This is a genomic window from Chryseobacterium sp. MYb7 (assembly GCF_002979455.1).
Lineage (GTDB): Bacteria > Bacteroidota > Bacteroidia > Flavobacteriales > Weeksellaceae > Chryseobacterium.
The window spans coordinates 12026-28839 of record NZ_PCOU01000008.1 but is presented as its reverse complement, the minus strand read 5'-3'; the positions used below and the strand labels follow the sequence as shown (position 1 = coordinate 28839).

Below are 16814 nucleotides of genomic sequence, written 5' to 3'. Positions count from 1 at the left end.
TTAGTTGTAATTTTGCAACAATTAATATCAATTAACTGAAATTAAAAAAAAATAAAATTTTCATGCTTACTATTTTATCGCAACACTTTTCTCTTGTCAATGAATGGATCAACGAACTTAGAAACGTTGAAGTCCAGCACGACCGAATGAGATTCAGAAGAAATATGGAAAGAATCGGGGAGATTGCCGCTTTTGAAATCAGTAAAGGACTGGAGTACAGAGAAGTTGAAATTCAGACTCCTTTAGATACAATAAAAAGCAGAGAAATTGCTGTACAGCCTGTTATTACTACTATTTTAAGAGCTGGAGTTCCATTGTTTGAAGGAATTCTGAGCTATCTTGACAGAGCAGATTGTGGTTTTGTGGCAGCCTACAGAAAACACGATGCCAATGATTATTTCTCAATCAAACAGGATTATCTTACTTGCCCAAGCATTGAAGGAAGGCCACTTATCGTAGCAGATCCCATGCTGGCAACAGGAGCTTCTTTAATTGAAGCGATCAAAGATTTGCTAACCAACGGAAACCCCACTCAGCTCCATATTGTAGCAGCTATTGCTTCAAAACAAGGTGTTGAAACAGTTCAAAATGCCTATCCTGAAGCTCATATTTGGGTAGGAGCTATCGATGAACATTTAACCTCTAAAGGATATATCACACCGGGATTAGGTGATGCCGGAGATCTTAGCTACGGAGAAAAACTTCAGAGATAATTTAAACAAGATTCCAGAAATCTTTTATTAAGTTCAATAATAAATCAGGTCGTACTTTGTCCATGGGATGTTTTGTATCCGGGAGTACGGCCAATTTTGCATTAGGAAGGCTTCTGTAAACTCTTACACTTTCCTCAATAGTAACCATATTGTCTTTATCTCCCACCATAATTTGAGCCGGAATCTGAATCGCAGCAAGGTTATTTTCCAAAGGAGGATTTTTACCTAAGTCAATCATTAAATCAGCAATAGCGGGAAGAAGCTTTTTCCATTTTGCTCCGTGTTGTGATTCTAAAAGTTGGGCATACTGCGGAATTTTCTCAAGAATAACATCAGGATTTAACATTTTGCTTTCTTTCAAAGCCTGTTCCTCAGTCCAGTCAAATTTTGTTCCCAACGTTATAATAGAATTTACATTTTCGGGATTTTCCATAGCATAACAAAGCGCAACATAACCTCCCATACTATGCCCGAAAATGGAAACATCTGCTAGGTTATTCACTTTACAATATTCGGATAATTCCTGAGTATACTTTTTAATATTAATTCCATCTGCAGGAAGCTCCTGATCTCCATGTCCTGAAAATAAAGGAGTGTGTACCGTGAAATATTGGGGCAGTGTATTCAGATAAGGTTTAAAAATGTCATTGTGACCTAAAGCTCCGTGTAATAAAAGCAGATTGGGCATAGTTGTTTAGTTTCCGGAAAATTAGGAAAAAGAATTGAATAGTGAAAATGGATTGAGTAGGAGAGTGAGAGTGTTTTAGAGTGAGAGAGTTTGAGGGTTCTAGAGTTTGAGAATATTTTTAATACGATCTCCACACCCTAAATCTCATAACCCGCATCAAACCATCCCGTAACTCGTACCCCGAAACCCGCAACTAGCACCCCACATCAAACATCCACCGCCATTACCAAAACACTCAACTTATTGTTCCCGGCATTTAAAATCTCCCAGGCAATTGATGAAACCGTATTTCCAGTAGTGAAAACATCATCAATCAGAAGAATATGCTTTCCGCTAATAGGATAGGTGACGGAGAATGTATTGATTGATTCCAATCTGTGCTTTTTATCTTTTAAGGCCTGAGCTTTGGAATAATAATTTCTTTTGATTAATTGATGGTCAAAAGGAATGTTGTAAAATGAAGATAGAGTTTCTGTAAATAAATGAAGCTGATTGTATCCGCGCTCTTTGAGCTTCTTTGGGTGGAGAGGCACGCTTACCAATAAGTCAGGTTTTTCGTCTTTAAAATCCAGACGTTCGATAGTCCATTCTGCAAGAATCTTTCCTGCTTTTTCCCGGTTTCTGTATTTTAGGTCGTGAATCATCTTACGGCTTAAACTTTCCTCTTCAAACTGTATCAGTGCAAACGTGTTTTCAACCGGAAAAAACAAGTTACATTTTTCCTTCACCGGATTGTTTTCGAAATAGTTGTAATGCGTAAAATGAATCTGGCTAAAACAAAGATCACATACCAAAAGTTCAGGATCGATGATTCTGTTGCAATGGATGCAACGGTTCGGAAACAATAAATCTAATATCATAAGTGTGTTTTTACTAAGATATGAAAATAATTGTCAATTTTTGCTCCGCAAAGTCAATGGTGAATTATTCTTAACGCTAATGTTCGCAAAGGCATTTCATTTGGCAGAAGGAAAGCTTTTCCATACTCACAACCTCGCACCTTGCACCTTGAATTCTGCATTAACTATTCACTCTTACACATCTTCAAAATTCTTCCTGATCTTCTCCACAGCATTCTTCATACTCAGATTAAAATGTTCCTTTTCCAGTCTCACGGGTGGAGTCTGTCTTACCTCACAATCTGCAATGCTGCAGGATTCACAGGTAACTCCTACGTTGATGGTTTTTAAGGAAGGAGACTTGATGAAACTTATTTTTTTGATTGTTTGAGAATTTAATAAAATTCCCAGGCAATAACTTCTGTTGCTCCCGTCTGAAAAAGGATTTTTCTGTGAGGTCGAAATCACCAGATAGCTTATGCCCTGATCTTTATAGTGGGAAATCTGAGCATCCGTCAGCGTTTCATTTTCCTTTAAATGATCAAGATTTTTTACAGCAATCCATCTTCTGCAATAATGTTCATTCATTGCATTGGCATGAGGAGCCTGCTGATGGTTAAGGTGAAGCTCTTTTAAAATCTGAATTTTATCCGAATTCTTCTTTTTGACCAGACACAAATAAAATAAATCTTTGATTCCCATTTCTGCCGAAAGGATATTGGTTAGTCGGTAATAGAACGTTTCCGGTGATCGGGTGAAACTGTTGATTAGGCTTTCAAAACTTTGGGGTTCCCATTTATTTTGCTGGAAGAGCTCTGAAGTTTTTTCAATGACAGGTTCTTTTGAAATTAGTAAAGCTCCTGCAAAATAAGAGGCATAAAAGTTATTCAAAATCTCTTCAAAACTCCCGAAATCAAGCCATGAATAAGTATTTGGGCGGTTTTTTAATTCTAAAACATTGAATCCAATTTCCTTTGCTAGAATAAAAGTTTTCTGATCTTTTTCCAGCTTTTGATTCAGCAGCAATAATTTTTTCTCCGGAATAAAAAGAGAACGAAGATTATCCAAAGTTCCATACTTCTCAAAATCTTCAGACTGAATGGTGTAATTGAATTTTTCTGCAAGGATCTTCTCAAGAATATCAGACTTTAAGTTTTTTCCGATTTTTAAACGATTTTCCTGAGTAAACATGCCTACTTTTTCTTCAATCTCCGGGAAATAATTATCATACAGTTCCTGAAATGACCTCAATACGGCAAAATAAAACCTTTCCTTTCCAAGATTGTAATTCTGTGAAATTTCAATCAATGCATTGATAAAAGCAGTTACTTTTTTAGGAGCATCACTGATAATACTGATGAGGTTATTTTTATTAATTCCGAACAGTTCCAGCGGAACTTCTTTGAAGAAGTCAGACTGCAGAATTTCATTGAAGGGAGCCAGACTTTTATCAAGCTTGGTAGAAACCAGATCGTCAAAAGTACAGTTCAGTGCTTCAGAAAGCTGAATAATTTTATCGTGCTTGGGATATTTTTTTCCGTTTTCAATTTCGTTGAGGTAAGATTTTGATAATCCTGTCTTTACGGCAAGATCCTGCAAAGACCAGTTTTTCTTTTGTCTCTGCTGTTTCAGTTTTAGGCCGAAAACCGTTTTGATATAGTCGCTTTCTGAATTCATTACTCAAATATAAATAATTAGATGCGATTATTCGCATAATAAATTTTAAATAAATTTAGCGAACGTTCGCTATTTTATGAAAGTTTTTATTTATGTTTGTAATATCAAATCACAAAATCAATAGGTTATGGAAACTAAGACTCAATTGGAAATAAAGTCACAGAAGCAGTTTGAGGAAATATTTACTCCGGATTTGGCAGATTTTCTGATTTCGCTTCATCAGAACTTTAATTATAAAAGACTTGAACTTTTAGAAGAAAGAAAAAATACCCAGAAGAATTTTGATAACGGAAATCTTCCTGAGTTTTTAAAAGAAACAGAAAACATCCGAAACGGAAATTGGGTATGTGCTCCACTTCCTCTTGATATGCAGGATAGGAGAGTAGAAATTACAGGGCCCGTTGACCGCAAAATGATTATAAATGCCCTGAACTCCGGAGCATCTACGTTTATGGCTGATTTTGAAGACAGCAGTTCACCGGTGTGGGAAAACTGTATCCAGGGACAAATTAATCTTTCTGATGCTATTAACCGAACTATTGATTTTGTCAACGAAAAAGGAAAAGCTTATACCCTTAATGAAAAGAGCGCTGTTTTACAGGTTCGTCCACGTGGTCTTCATCTTCCGGAGAAGCATATTGAAATCAATGGGGAGAAGGCTTCCGGTTCACTGACAGATTTTGGAATGTATTTTTTCAGAAATGCAAAACAGCTTTTGGAAAACGGCAGTGGTCCTTATTTCTATCTTCCAAAACTGGAACATTATAAAGAAGCCCGCTGGTGGAATGAGGTTTTTGTTTTTGCTCAAAACTACCTCGGAATTCCGGAGGGAAGTATCAAAGCCACTGTTTTAATAGAAACTATTACGGCTTCATTTCAGATTGATGAAATTTTATTTGAATTAAAAGAACATAGTGCAGGCCTGAATTGCGGAAGATGGGATTATATTTTCTCTTATATTAAAAAATTCAGAAACCTTCCGGAGTTTATTGTTCCGGACAGAGATCAGGTAACCATGACTTCTCCTTTTATGAGTGCGTATTCAAAAAGAGTCATTGAAATTTGCCATAAAAGAAATGTACACGCTATCGGCGGAATGGCAGCGCAAATTCCTGTAAAGGATGATGACGAAGCCAATACTATTGCTTTTGAAAAAGTAAAAAATGATAAAGAAAGGGAGGTTAAAAACGGCCATGACGGAACCTGGGTAGCCCATCCGGCATTAGTAGCCGTGGCAAAAGAAATTTTTGACCAATATATGCCTTCCAAAAATCAGATTGATAAAAAATTTGAATATCATATAACAGAAAGTCAGTTGCTTGAAATTCCAAAAGGAGATATTACCGAAAAAGGAGTCCGAAAAAATATCAATGTAGGAATTCTTTACCTTGAGAGCTGGCTGATGGGAACCGGTGCTGCCGCCATTTATAATCTGATGGAAGATGCTGCTACTGCAGAAATTTCAAGAACTCAGGTCTGGCAATGGCTGAAAAACGAAGCTGTACTAAGTGACGACAGAACTTTAACCCGAAATATGATATTGCAGTGGGAAAAAGAAGAAATGGACAATATTGAAAAATATGTAGGAGAAACCCGCTTCAATAACGGAAAATTCAACCTTGCAAAAGAACTTTTCAATGAATTGATTTTCTGTGAAAAATTTGAAGAATTTTTAACCCTTAAAGCATATCCATTTATTTAGTAAAAATGTTGGTTGCTGGTTTTATAGTTGCTGGTTGAAAACCCAATCATCAATTAACACTAACAATAAAACTGGCATCTAGCAACAAAATTACTTTCAAACCTAATCAAACAAAATCCAAATATTATGAAAACAAGACAAGAACAAATCCGGGCTCTAGAGCAAGATTGGCTGATAAATCCACGCTGGAAAGGGGTGAAAAGACCTTATACAGCAGCGGAAGTTTTAAAACTTCGTGGAACTTATACCATAGATTATACCATCGCAACTGAAATGGCCAAAAAATTCTGGAATAAATTAAATACCCAGGATTATGTGGCAGGACTTGGTGCACTGACCGGTAATCAGGCAGTGCAGGAAGTTGATGCTGGGCTGGAAGCTATTTATCTTTCCGGATGGCAGGTGGCTGCAGATGCTAACTTATCAGGGGAAATGTACCCGGATCAGTCGTTGTATCCTGCTAATTCAGTGCCTTCTGTGGTAAAAAAAATAAATAATGCTTTATTGAGAGCAGATCAGGTACAGTCTGTGAGCGGAACAGGGAATAGAGAATATCTTGTGCCAATCATTGCAGATGCAGAAGCAGGTTTTGGTGGTAATCTGAATGCCTTTGAACTGATGAAGCAAATGATTGAAGCGGGAGCAGCTGCCGTACATTTTGAGGATCAGCTTTCTTCTGCCAAAAAATGCGGCCACTTAGGAGGAAAAGTATTAGTACCCACTCAGGAAGCTGTAAATAAATTGATTGCTGCCCGTCTCGCTGCTGATGTATTGGGAGTTCCGAGTCTTATTATCGCAAGAACGGATGCGGATGCGGCAGATTTGCTGACTTCTGATATTGATGACAGGGATAAGAAATTCGTGACGGGAGAAAGAACTTCCGAAGGATTTTATGTAGTGAAAAACGGAGTAGAACAAGGGATCGACAGAGGTTTATCTTATGCACCATACGCAGATCTGATCTGGATGGAAACCTCCAATCCTGATCTGGAGCAGGCAAGGAGATTTGCCGAAGGAATTCATGCCAAATTCCCAGGAAAAATGCTGGCTTATAACTGCTCTCCATCATTCAACTGGGCAGCAAGGCTGAGTGTAGAGGAAATGTCTACTTTCAGAGAAGAACTGGCTAAAATGGGTTACAAGTTCCAGTTTATTACCCTTGCGGGATTCCATGCTTTGAATACAGCGATGTTTGAATTGGCTTTAGCGTATAAAGAAAGAGGAATGGCCGGATATTCCGAACTGCAGGAACGCGAATTTGCATTGCAGCAGAAAGGATTCAGAGCGGTGAAGCATCAGTCTTTTGTAGGAACAGGATATTTTGATGAAGTACAGAATGTTGTTACTAATGGCTCTTCAGCTACCGTAGCGATGAAAGACTCTACGGAAACAGCGCAATTCCATTAATCATTTTCCATATTTTTTTGATGTTAATTAAAACCCTTTCTTAATTTTTTTGAGAAAGGGTTTAATGATAAAGAGGCTTATTTTTTAATAGTCAGATAATTCATCCAATTAATTTAAGATAAATTGTCTATTGAATAGTTTTTACTTCTTTCCAATAAACTGCTTGACAAAACTCCATAAACAGCAATATTATTAGCGGAAAGCTCACGAACAATTTCAGGGATTCCTTGAGTATGAATTTCACAAGTTATTCCAAATTCTTGTTCCTGCAGAGATATGTTTTCTCCTTCAAGTTGCTGAATGATTTTTCTCAACTTACTTATTTCAGTGGGGTATACTTCAAAATAAACAAAATGTTTTGAATCTGAATATTCCAATGGGGTTCCTGTATTTTGTTTTTTCATAAACTTAGAAATTGTCAATCAAATATAGAGAGAGTTTTCAACTCATGTAGTAAAAAATTAGTAGAGGTAGTCTGATTATTAGTGCGACGAAGGATTTTATAGCAGCCTCCTAATTCAATTATTCATTTTTTTGATGTTAAACTTTCTCTTTTTATGAGGAGGTTTTTCTTTGTTTAAAATCATTTTTTAATTCATTTAGACTTCAAAATAATAAAGAATAAATATTACATCGTAAGTAATTGAAATTTGAATTATATTTGGGGCTTGAAAAAAATATTATTAAAAATGAATTTAATTAAAACACTTTTTATTGCATTAGGATTAACACTTACTGCAAATATCGTAAATGCTCAACAGAAGGTTGGAAGTGTAAACACAGAGGAAGTTTTTGCAAGTTTATCTGAAGTTAAAACAATAGGTGCTACCATTGATAATCTTACTAAGACTAAGCAGACTGAAATTGAAAAGCTGATCAATGATTATCAAGCCAAGCTAAAAACGGCTCAGGATAAAGAAAAAACTTTAAGCGAAGCCAACAAAGAAGCTGTAACTAAAGAACTGATTGCAGCACAAACAGAATTACAAACTTTAGGGAAAAAAATAGAAGAAACCAGATCACAGGCGGCTAAAGATATCTCTGCTAAACAAAACGAATTGTTTAGCCCGCTGCAGAAGAAAGTAAGAGAAACTATTTATGCTGTTGCGAAAGAAAGAAGTCTGAGCTATGTATTTGATACAGCAGCACAGGAATCTAATAATCTGCTTTACACTGACGGAAGTGAAGATATCACTGCTATTGTGAAAAGCAAATTAGGGGCTACAGCTACAACAGCTAAACCAGCTGGAAAATCTAAATAAGAATTTCAATATACCCAATATTATAGACGGAATCAGAGAACACCTGATTCCGTTTTTTTATGTCTGAAATGAATGAATTGTTTCTGCAGGACTAAGATAGTTCTGTTTTAAAATGATAAATTTGAGTAAACTTTCAGGAGAATGAATCTAATGTACGAAAAACAAATCCAGGTAACGGAAGAACATATTGATCAGAACAATCACGTGAATAATGTACACTATGTACACTGGGTGGAAGAAGTGGCAGCAGAACACTGGGATCTTTTAAAACAGCAAACGGAATATGCAAACGATGTCTGGATGCTTCTTGATCACCACATTCGATATAAAAAACAGGTTTATCTGAATGATACCATCATCGTAAGAACTTATCCCATGCCTCCTGAAGGAGCCAAACAGCCGAGAAAAGTGGAATTTTACTGCAATGATGAGTTGGTGGTAGACTCAAGCACGCTTTGGATTCTGTTTGATCCGGAAACTAAGAAGATCAAACGTCTTGAGAGTGATTGGCTGGAGAATTTTTTTTAAACAGGTAAATAATTAAAATCAGAGTGAAGAATAGAACTTTGATTTTTTATTTTAGGATATAGCATCAATCAAAAACTAAATAACATGAAATTCTTTTACTCACTGGCTTTGCTGTTTCTTGGCATGGCGGGCTACGGTCAGGAAAATCCTTACTGGTTTTCGGACGATATTAAAAAGAAGTTGGAAGATCTTGCTCAAAATCAGTCCTGGAAAAGTCAGATGGGAGCAACATATTATTCAATAAGCGGGCAATACAAGCCGGCATTGGAAAGTTGGGATACAACATTCGGAAGAGTGAAAAAACTAGATCCTGCAGATAGTTTGAAATTCACAAAATTAATCCCTATCAATGCAAAAGAATATATTTTGGAAAAAGCCAGTAATGAGCAGGTTATCATTATTAATGAAGCCCATCACAACGCTAGTCACAGAGCCTTTGCCTCTTCATTGCTACAGGGATTATATGATAAAGGGTACAGATATCTTGGACTCGAAACATTAGCGAGTGACTCTTTAAATACAACAAAATTTGCTTCCCTCAACAGTGGATATTATTCTCAGGAACCGGAATTCGGTAACTTTATTTATAATGCGCTGAAAATAGGATTTAAACTTTTTCCATACGAAGCAGAAGGAAACAATAAAGAAAGAGAAATTGGCGAAGCCAAAAATATCTCCGATTATATGGAGAAAAATAAAGAAGGAAAATATATTATCTATTGCGGCTATCAACATGCTTACGAAGGAATTCATAAATCATGGGAAAAAACAATGGCGGGAAGACTTTCAGATTTAACAGGCATCAATCCATTTACTATTGATCAGACTCAGTTTTCAGAGAAAAGTAATCCTAAATATAATGAACCGCTTCTCAGAATCGTAAACAATACTTTTCCGGTTGTTTTAAAAGATGAAAATCAGGTGATCTATAATGGTGAAGATAAAATTCTGTATACAGATATTAAAATTGTTCATCCTGTTACAAAGTATCTCAAAGGAAGACCAGATTGGATGCTGACGGGAAGCCGAAAATTATATAAGATTCCGTCTTCTGAAATTCCTGTATATCCGGTTTTGGTGTTGGCTTATAGAAAAGGAGAATTTGAGCAGAAAGGAATTCCTGCTGATATCATGGAATTGAATACTTCCAAAGACAGCCGTTTTTTAATCCTGGATAAAGGAGAATATGAGATTATTGTTAAAAATAAGGAGTATAAAGTTATAAGCAGATTTGAAAAAAAGATAAGATAGCAACTGATTGATAATGTAATGAAAAACAAATTAAGGAAAATAGTCATTAATACAATAGAGTATTTATACCGGGTTACGGATCAATTTCATTCTGAAACACAAACCAATACTTTAACATTGAAAATTTTTCTAAGTGGCCAGAAATTGACTCCTTTGATCATTCAGTTTGTAACGGTTGAACATTATATTGTTGGACAGCCTTTAAAATCAGGAATTAAATTGATAAATAAAATAACAAATTCTGAAGATGAGGTTAATATGAATGAGCCGAAGTACATCAGACAATTTATTTTACTTGGATTAAAAAATGGATGGTCAGGAGTTAATTCAATAGCAGTTCAAGATGGACTGGACTATTTGAATCAATTAGGTTTTGAAACAGATCAAATAATTTTCAGGAAGTAATAGATATCACTTTTGAAAACCTGTGAAAAAAAAATTTTAATATCGTTGTAATAGAAACAGTCTTTTCTCTATTAAGCGGTTTTGTCATATCTTTGTACTATGATACGTATTACAAAAATTTTTACATTTGAAACCGCTCACGTACTTTATAACTACGATGGGAAGTGTAAAAATATGCATGGACATTCCTATAAACTGTTTGTAACAGTGAAAGGAAAACCGATCAATGATATTGAAAATCCTAAAAATGGAATGGTGGTAGATTTCGGAGATATTAAAAGTATCGTAAAATCTGAAATCGTAGATGTATGGGATCATGCGGTTCTTGTCAATGCTTTGTCTCCACACAAAGAACTGGGTGATGATCTTGAGCAGAAAGGACATAAAGTAATCTATTGCAGCTTCCAGCCAACTTGTGAAAACATGTTATATGCCATTGCTGCTAAAATCAAATCAAGGCTTCCTGAAGGAATTTCTTTAGCTTATCTTAAACTTCATGAGACCGAAAACTCTTATGGAGAATGGTTTGCAGAAGATAATCAATAATTTTACCCACAAAACTCACAAGGTGTTAAAAACGACAATTAATTTAGAACCTGGAAAAAAAGTATATTTCGCTTCAGATCAGCATTTTGGTGCCCCTACACCGGGTGAAAGCAAAGTGCGTGAAGAGAAATTTATACGCTGGATGGATCAGATTAAAGAAGATGCACAGGTTTTGTTTTTAATGGGTGATCTTTTTGATTTCTGGCATGAATGGAAACATGTAGTTCCCAAAGGATACGTCCGCGTACTCGGAAAAATTGCAGAGCTTAAAGACAGGGGAATTCATATCTATTTCTTTGTCGGAAACCATGATCTGTGGATGAAGGATTATCTTGAAGAAGAAATCGGATGTACTGTTTTTTATCAGAAACAGTATTTCGAAATGGGAGGAAAACAATTTTTGCTGGCCCATGGAGATGGTTTGGGGCCTGGTGACAAAGGATATAAAAGAATGAAAAAATTATTCACAAATCCTGTTGCACAATGGTTTTTCAAATGGCTTCATCCCGATATTGCAATGAAAGTGGCATTATACCTTTCCCAAAAAAATAAAATGATCTCCGGAGAAGAAGACAAAGCTTTTCTTGGAGAAGATAAGGAGTTCCTGATTATTTATTCTAAAGAAAAGCTGAAGACTCAGAAAATAGACTATTTTATCTATGGGCACAGGCATCTTCCAATGGTATTGGATTTGGAACAGAATGCAAAATATATTAACCTGGGAGATTGGATTTCCTATTTCACCTATGGGGTTTTTGAAAAAGATTTTGAACTGAAAACTTTTGAAAAATAAAGCAAAAAAAATTACCCCTAAAAAGAGGTAACCTTCGAATAGGCCGAAACCCATTCTTGTTTTTAATCCATATTCCATTTAAGTAATTGCAAGAAGTCTACCAAAATAGAATTTTCAGATTAAAAAAATATTAAATAATATCATTTTATCTCTATAATTGCCTTGTAGTGGGGGATTAAGAAATTAAAAAATTATGGAATTGAAAAATATATTCAACATACAGACTGAACAGGATTTCCTGAATGCATCATTGAAAACATTTCGTTATCAATATGAAAATGTTGAAATATACAGGAAGTTTGTTGATTTTCTGAAAGTTAATCCAGATGAGGTAGATAGCTTGGTAAAGATTCCGTTTCTCCCTATCGAAATGTTTAAAAACCATCAGATTCTGGATAAGAATGTAGCTGCAGATCTGTTTTTTCAAAGTTCAGGGACAACTCAGATGAATCTTTCAAAACATTTCATCGCAGATCCAAAGCTGTACGAAGAAAGTATTTATAAAAGTTTTGAACAGTTTATCGGAAAACCGGAAGATTTTATTTTTCTGGGTTTACTTCCAAGCTACCTTGAAAAACAGAATTCATCACTGATTTACATGGTAGATTATCTGATGAAAAAATCTGCCAAGCCGGAAAACGGATATTTTCTTTACAACCATTCTGAACTTTTTGATTTATTGAACAGGCTGCAGGATAAAAAAGTGATTCTTTTCGGAGTTTCCTTTGCCTTATTAGATTTTCTGGATTATTGTTATGCTGAACAAAGCGAAGAATCTCTCAATTTTCCTGAAAATTTAATAGTGATTGAAACCGGAGGAATGAAAGGGAGAAAAGAAGAAATGACCAAAGACGAATTACTGAAAATTTTACAGAACGGTCTTAAAACAGATAAAATCTATTCAGAATATTCCATGACAGAGCTTCTTTCGCAGGCCTATTCTCTTGGAAATAATGAATATGAATGTCCCAGCTGGATGAAAATCATGGTTCGTAATGCTGAAGATCCTTTAGCGTATGAAAAAGAAGGAAGAACAGGTGCTATTAATATCATTGATCTTGCCAATACGCATTCCTGCTCATTTATTGCAACCCAGGATTTGGGGAAAATAGTTGGCGATAAATTTCAAGTACTGGGAAGAATAGACCATTCCGATATCAGAGGCTGCAGTCTGTTGGTAAGTTAGAAAGCATCAAAGATTAATGGTGAATAGTCAATTCGCTTTGCTTGTCAATTTTTTCTAATCGTAATAAATAAAGAAAAGATAGCCTGCAATTTTTGCTGAGTGAAACGCCTTTGCAAACATTTAACAGTTGTAAATAAAAACTTCGTGAACTTTGCGTTTACAATATTACCAATGATTAAAATAGAAGAACTTATCCACGCCTACATCCATTCCCATTGCGATTTTGAAAAAGAGATTGTGCTGACGAATTATTTTCAGGCAGACTGGGAAGCGGATATTCTGATCATTGATGCAGAGGGTGGAAGTCATGAAATCGAGATCAAGTTTTCAAAAAGTGATTTTAAAAATGATTTCAAAAAATCATATCTGAATAAAGATACCGGAGAAAAATTTCTGAAGCATGATAAGATTTCCTGTGGTGATTATGTCTGTAATTCTTTTAGTTTTTTGCTTCCGATGGGAATGGTAGATGCTGCAATTATCCCTGAACATTGCGGGATCATTGAATTTTATCATAATGCAGACACCTGGGAAACAGAATTTTATCTGATCCGTTCACCCAAAAAACTTCATGAAGATTCTTACTGGAAGCTGAATGATAAAGATCTTTTTATCAGAAAAATGGCTCTGAACCTTCTTCAGCGCAAAATGGAAATCAAAGGCAAGCATGAAGAACTGATTTTTAAGAATCCTTTTGACATCAAAAAGCTGAAATAAAAAAATCCTGCCGCCTGACAGGATTTTATAATTGATTATTATTTGAAAAATTAATCTGCGATTTCTGCAGTATCTCTCTGAAGTAAGAACTTGTAGATTAATCCTCCTACAACTCCTCCTAAAATTGGAGCTACCCAGAACAACCAAAGTTGTGACATTGCTGTACCTCCCACAAATACCGCCTGAGAAAGTGATCTTGCAGGGTTTACAGAAGTGTTTGTGATGGGAATAGAGATCAGGTGAATTAAAGTAAGAGCAAGACCAATAGCAAGACCGGCAAATTTTCCATTCGCCCATTTATCCGTAGCTCCCATGATCACGATAAGGAAGAAAGCTGTTAATAAAAACTCAGCAAGGAATGCTGCTCCCATACTGAATGCTTTTCCATTGTAGACAGCCTCTCCGTAAAAGTTCGTGGCAAAATCTCCGGGTTTTGAGAATTCTACCGCTCCCGCTCCGTTAAGGATTGTATACAGACATCCTGCTGCTACAATTGCTCCCAGACATTGAGCTACAATGTAAGGAATAAGATCTTTTGCAGGAAATCTTCCTCCAACCAACAGTCCGAAAGAAACTGCAGGGTTAAAGTGTCCTCCTGAAATATGTCCTACGGCATAAGCCATAGTAAGAACAGTAAGACCGAAGGCTAAAGCAACTCCTAAAAGTCCGATGCCGATGTCTGGAACACCAGCTGCGAAAACAGCGCTTCCACAACCTCCGAAAACAAGCCAAAATGTGCCGAAAAATTCAGCGAAAAGTTTTTTTATCATGTTGTTTATTATTTAAATGTATCTCAAATGTAAAATTTAAATCTTAAAGTAAAAAGCAAAAGCTGAAAAAATATTTCGAAAAAGTGTGAACAATAATTGTAAAATCTATAATTTGGTGTAAAGTTTGTTTGGGATTTATTTATAGAGTATTATAGTCAGTTTTGAAAGATCCAACATAAATGTTTTATCTTTCATTTGTAATTTAAAAGGAAGGTGAATGAGAAAGTTTTTTTGTGTGGTCTTTGTACCTTTTATTTATAGTTTACATTATTCGCAGGCAGCAAAAAAAGCTTTTCCCTGCTATGATCTTTCTACTGTACTGAAAGTTGAGGCTACACCGCTTTACAAACCTCACCTTGATGCCTCAAAAAGTTTCGGGATACAGCTTCTGAAAGATTCCAAAACAGTTCAGAAGTATATCGGCAACGGGAAATTCCACAAAATAAAAAAATCAGGAAAAGGATATCATGTTCAGAGGCTGGATTACAGCAGGGCTTATATGGTATCCAAGGGAAAAACAACCCTGGAGAAAATAGGTTCCAAATTCAGTAAAGATACCAAAGGCGGTACATTCACTGTTTCATCCATTACCCGTACTCTTGAAGACCAATGCAGGCTAAGGAGAGTCAATTCAAATGCTTCATTAGGGATTAGTTCGCATAATTATGGTAACTCTTTTGATATTTCTTATGTAAGATTCAATAACGTCCTTAAGTATAATCCCAAAATGGAAGCGGCGTTGGAAAAAGTATTGAAATATTATGAAAAAGCCGGTAGAATCTATTATATCAAAGAGAGACAGCAGAGCTGTTATCATATAACAGTGAAAAATTATTAATAAAAATCTTCTTGCATAGCATATTTAGTTTATATATTTTTATACAACCAAAAACTATGCTTATGACAACTTTAAACATTGTAGACTACATGCTTCCTGTAGAAGAATGTAGAGCGGCATCCCTTGAATGGAAAGCCCGCTTTTCTGATTTTTCCAAACTACAAAGTCTGATCCCTACCAATTACGTTTTCAATATTTCAAGAGAACATCTTGAATGGATGAAAGGATTTAGTGATTATAAAGACTTTTGTTCAGCAATAGGAGTATATAAAGAACGTTTGATTATGATTCTTTACCCTATGAATGATAAAGGTGGAAAAATAGACGTAAATGAATATCCATACAGTTTCCTTACTGAGCTGGACAGAGATCTGAGACTTCAGGAGATTCAGGAATATACTGTTGTCAGAAACGCAGTTCTTTCCAAAGATCTTGAAAGCACAGAGAAGAATGCCAATATGGGATTCCCTGTTTCTAATGCACCAATTCTTGAGCAGGATGTAGCTGTAGCAGCTATTGAACGTTGGAGAAACGAAGGAATGGATTGGTTCTACAAAGAATGTAGCGAAAATCAAGGAGCTGGTATTTTCAGAAAATTCTATGTTCCTACGGCGGACCTTTGTCTTGATGATGCTGGCTTAACAGGAATTACCTGTTCTTTCGGACTTAAATACAATGATATTTATGGAAAAGTGCTGGTAACTCTTATCTTCATCTCTTTCCGTGAAAACCTTAAGAATTCAGAAGTAGGAGCGGAGACGATTTCAAATACATACGACTGGGCAAAACCATGTCCTCCTATCTGCCGTATACCGGATGTAGATGTAGGATGTGAATTTTAAAAAAGATAAACTGAGGAATGGCTGGACTTTATAAGGCAATTTTATTCCTGAACTATGCACTGCTTCTATCTGTTATACTGTTGGGAGCAGCAAAATATCGCATATTAAACTCAAAAGAAAAGCAATATTTTCATTGTATTGCTTTTCTTTTTTTTATTGAACTGCTGAATCTGGCACTGCCATATATCTTCAGGCTGAATGATACCTCATTTCTCTATCCTTTGTATATCGCAGGAGAGTTTTTTTTGCTGACAGGTTTATTTATCAGAAAACTGGATTGGCCAAAAGCGGCTCTCTGGACTGTTGGGATACTGGCAGGAGGTTTTATGATTTCGAAATACGGTTTTGATTACCCAGCCAATGCTGATATTGCGAAAGTAGTTTCCAATATCATCATCATCTGCCTTTCCGGATTTACCCTCATCCGTGAGATTAAGAATACATCTGCACAGAACCGTTTTCTTTTTGTAGATGCAAGTATTTTTTTCTACTACTCGGTTTCGGTATTTATTTTTATCATTCAGCATCAGATTGCCAATCTGTCAGAAAACGATTATTATATTATTCTCAGTGCCAATAATATTCTTTCGAGTATTTTGTACTGTTCATTTTTATACACATTTATCAGATTAAAGAAGTAACTTTAAATA

The 16814-nt window shown here is 35.7% G+C and carries 19 protein-coding genes; 14 read left to right on the top strand and 5 right to left on the bottom strand.

Features of this window, described 5'->3' with window-relative positions; genetic code table 11:
- Positions 1-62 precede the first annotated feature (62 nt).
- Positions 63-713, top strand: a complete 651-nt coding sequence (gene upp / locus CQ046_RS08405) for a uracil phosphoribosyltransferase (protein WP_105701831.1) — start codon at positions 63-65, stop codon at positions 711-713.
- Position 714: 1 nt separating this feature from the next.
- Here the strand turns inward: upp and CQ046_RS08400 are convergent, their stop codons facing one another.
- The 3 genes from CQ046_RS08400 to CQ046_RS08390 all read right to left on the bottom strand — a co-directional run bounded on the left by CQ046_RS08400 (position 715) and on the right by CQ046_RS08390 (position 3917).
- A complete protein-coding gene (locus CQ046_RS08400) occupies positions 715-1401 on the bottom strand; it encodes an alpha/beta fold hydrolase (RefSeq protein WP_105701830.1) in 687 nt (228 codons plus the stop codon).
- 206 nt (positions 1402-1607) lie between these two features.
- On the bottom strand, positions 1608-2261 hold the full coding sequence (locus CQ046_RS08395; RefSeq protein WP_105701829.1) for a ComF family protein: 654 nt from the start codon (positions 2259-2261) through the stop codon (positions 1608-1610).
- 174 nt (positions 2262-2435) lie between these two features.
- Complete coding sequence (locus CQ046_RS08390) at positions 2436-3917, bottom strand: helix-turn-helix domain-containing protein (RefSeq protein WP_105701828.1); 1482 nt, start codon at positions 3915-3917, stop codon at positions 2436-2438.
- 127 nt (positions 3918-4044) lie between these two features.
- On the opposite strand from CQ046_RS08390, the gene aceB reads away from it, so the two are divergent.
- Positions 4045-5619, top strand: coding sequence for a malate synthase A (gene aceB / locus CQ046_RS08385; protein WP_105701827.1), 1575 nt, complete (start codon positions 4045-4047; stop codon positions 5617-5619).
- A gap of 126 nt (positions 5620-5745) precedes the next feature.
- Positions 5746-7026 (top strand): isocitrate lyase, encoded by a 1281-nt coding sequence (gene aceA, locus CQ046_RS08380; RefSeq protein ID WP_105701826.1) that lies wholly within the window; start codon positions 5746-5748, stop codon positions 7024-7026.
- 113 nt (positions 7027-7139) lie between these two features.
- Here aceA and CQ046_RS08375 read toward each other — a convergent pair whose 3' ends face one another.
- Positions 7140-7430, bottom strand: a complete 291-nt coding sequence (locus CQ046_RS08375) for a hypothetical protein (RefSeq protein WP_105701825.1) — start codon at positions 7428-7430, stop codon at positions 7140-7142.
- 285 nt (positions 7431-7715) lie between these two features.
- Between CQ046_RS08375 and CQ046_RS08370 the strand changes: the two genes are divergently transcribed.
- The 8 genes from CQ046_RS08370 to CQ046_RS08335 all read left to right on the top strand — a co-directional run bounded on the left by CQ046_RS08370 (position 7716) and on the right by CQ046_RS08335 (position 13714).
- A complete protein-coding gene (locus CQ046_RS08370) occupies positions 7716-8288 on the top strand; it encodes an OmpH family outer membrane protein (RefSeq protein ID WP_105701824.1) in 573 nt (190 codons plus the stop codon).
- 141 nt (positions 8289-8429) lie between these two features.
- A complete protein-coding gene (locus CQ046_RS08365) occupies positions 8430-8816 on the top strand; it encodes an acyl-CoA thioesterase (protein WP_105701823.1) in 387 nt (128 codons plus the stop codon).
- Positions 8817-8900: 84 nt separating this feature from the next.
- Positions 8901-10067 (top strand): hypothetical protein, encoded by a 1167-nt coding sequence (locus CQ046_RS08360; protein WP_105701822.1) that lies wholly within the window; start codon positions 8901-8903, stop codon positions 10065-10067.
- 18 nt (positions 10068-10085) lie between these two features.
- Entirely contained in the window at positions 10086-10472 is a 387-nt protein-coding gene (locus tag CQ046_RS08355) for a hypothetical protein (RefSeq protein ID WP_105701821.1), read from the top strand.
- A 99-nt stretch (positions 10473-10571) separates the two neighbouring features.
- Positions 10572-11018, top strand: coding sequence for a 6-pyruvoyl trahydropterin synthase family protein (locus CQ046_RS08350; RefSeq protein ID WP_047097353.1), 447 nt, complete (start codon positions 10572-10574; stop codon positions 11016-11018).
- Positions 11019-11040: 22 nt separating this feature from the next.
- The gene (locus tag CQ046_RS08345) at positions 11041-11811 is read left to right on the top strand and encodes a UDP-2,3-diacylglucosamine diphosphatase (RefSeq protein WP_105701944.1); all 771 of its coding nucleotides are present in this window, start codon (positions 11041-11043) and stop codon (positions 11809-11811) included.
- A 193-nt stretch (positions 11812-12004) separates the two neighbouring features.
- A complete protein-coding gene (locus tag CQ046_RS08340) occupies positions 12005-12997 on the top strand; it encodes an acyl transferase (protein WP_185126168.1) in 993 nt (330 codons plus the stop codon).
- A gap of 171 nt (positions 12998-13168) precedes the next feature.
- A complete protein-coding gene (locus CQ046_RS08335) occupies positions 13169-13714 on the top strand; it encodes a hypothetical protein (RefSeq protein WP_105701820.1) in 546 nt (181 codons plus the stop codon).
- Between the two features lie 50 nt (positions 13715-13764).
- On the opposite strand, the gene aqpZ is transcribed toward CQ046_RS08335, so the two are convergent.
- Positions 13765-14481, bottom strand: coding sequence for an aquaporin Z (gene aqpZ, locus CQ046_RS08330; protein ID WP_105701942.1), 717 nt, complete (start codon positions 14479-14481; stop codon positions 13765-13767).
- A 220-nt stretch (positions 14482-14701) separates the two neighbouring features.
- Here aqpZ and CQ046_RS23530 point away from each other — a divergent pair, with 220 nt between their 5' ends.
- From CQ046_RS23530 to CQ046_RS08315, 3 genes are all read left to right on the top strand, one after another.
- On the top strand, positions 14702-15322 hold the full coding sequence (locus CQ046_RS23530) for a DUF5715 family protein (protein WP_105701819.1): 621 nt from the start codon (positions 14702-14704) through the stop codon (positions 15320-15322).
- Positions 15323-15384: 62 nt separating this feature from the next.
- Complete coding sequence (locus CQ046_RS08320) at positions 15385-16164, top strand: hypothetical protein (RefSeq protein ID WP_228406911.1); 780 nt, start codon at positions 15385-15387, stop codon at positions 16162-16164.
- A 17-nt stretch (positions 16165-16181) separates the two neighbouring features.
- Positions 16182-16805, top strand: coding sequence for a hypothetical protein (locus CQ046_RS08315; RefSeq protein WP_105701817.1), 624 nt, complete (start codon positions 16182-16184; stop codon positions 16803-16805).
- Positions 16806-16814 lie beyond the last annotated feature (9 nt).

Excerpts from the sequence above, each read along its gene's own strand:
- CQ046_RS08335 (WP_105701820.1), top strand. The coding sequence starts at position 13,169 with ATGATTAAAATAGAAGAACTTATCCACGCCTACATCCATTCCCATTGC.
- aceA (WP_105701826.1), top strand. The coding sequence starts at position 5,746 with ATGAAAACAAGACAAGAACAAATCCGGGCTCTAGAGCAAGATTGGCTG.
- CQ046_RS08360 (WP_105701822.1), top strand. The coding sequence starts at position 8,901 with ATGAAATTCTTTTACTCACTGGCTTTGCTGTTTCTTGGCATGGCGGGC.
- CQ046_RS08350 (WP_047097353.1), top strand. The coding sequence starts at position 10,572 with ATGATACGTATTACAAAAATTTTTACATTTGAAACCGCTCACGTACTT.
- CQ046_RS08400 (WP_105701830.1), bottom strand. The coding sequence starts at position 1,401 with ATGCCCAATCTGCTTTTATTACACGGAGCTTTAGGTCACAATGACATT.
- CQ046_RS08365 (WP_105701823.1), top strand. The coding sequence starts at position 8,430 with ATGAATCTAATGTACGAAAAACAAATCCAGGTAACGGAAGAACATATT.
- CQ046_RS08320 (WP_228406911.1), top strand. The coding sequence starts at position 15,385 with ATGACAACTTTAAACATTGTAGACTACATGCTTCCTGTAGAAGAATGT.
- CQ046_RS08395 (WP_105701829.1), bottom strand. The coding sequence starts at position 2,261 with ATGATATTAGATTTATTGTTTCCGAACCGTTGCATCCATTGCAACAGA.
- CQ046_RS08375 (WP_105701825.1), bottom strand. The coding sequence starts at position 7,430 with ATGAAAAAACAAAATACAGGAACCCCATTGGAATATTCAGATTCAAAA.
- CQ046_RS08340 (WP_185126168.1), top strand. The coding sequence starts at position 12,005 with ATGGAATTGAAAAATATATTCAACATACAGACTGAACAGGATTTCCTG.
- CQ046_RS23530 (WP_105701819.1), top strand. The coding sequence starts at position 14,702 with ATGAGAAAGTTTTTTTGTGTGGTCTTTGTACCTTTTATTTATAGTTTA.
- CQ046_RS08355 (WP_105701821.1), top strand. The coding sequence starts at position 10,086 with ATGAAAAACAAATTAAGGAAAATAGTCATTAATACAATAGAGTATTTA.
- CQ046_RS08315 (WP_105701817.1), top strand. The coding sequence starts at position 16,182 with ATGGCTGGACTTTATAAGGCAATTTTATTCCTGAACTATGCACTGCTT.
- aceB (WP_105701827.1), top strand. The coding sequence starts at position 4,045 with ATGGAAACTAAGACTCAATTGGAAATAAAGTCACAGAAGCAGTTTGAG.
- upp (WP_105701831.1), top strand. The coding sequence starts at position 63 with ATGCTTACTATTTTATCGCAACACTTTTCTCTTGTCAATGAATGGATC.
- CQ046_RS08390 (WP_105701828.1), bottom strand. The coding sequence starts at position 3,917 with ATGAATTCAGAAAGCGACTATATCAAAACGGTTTTCGGCCTAAAACTG.
- CQ046_RS08370 (WP_105701824.1), top strand. The coding sequence starts at position 7,716 with ATGAATTTAATTAAAACACTTTTTATTGCATTAGGATTAACACTTACT.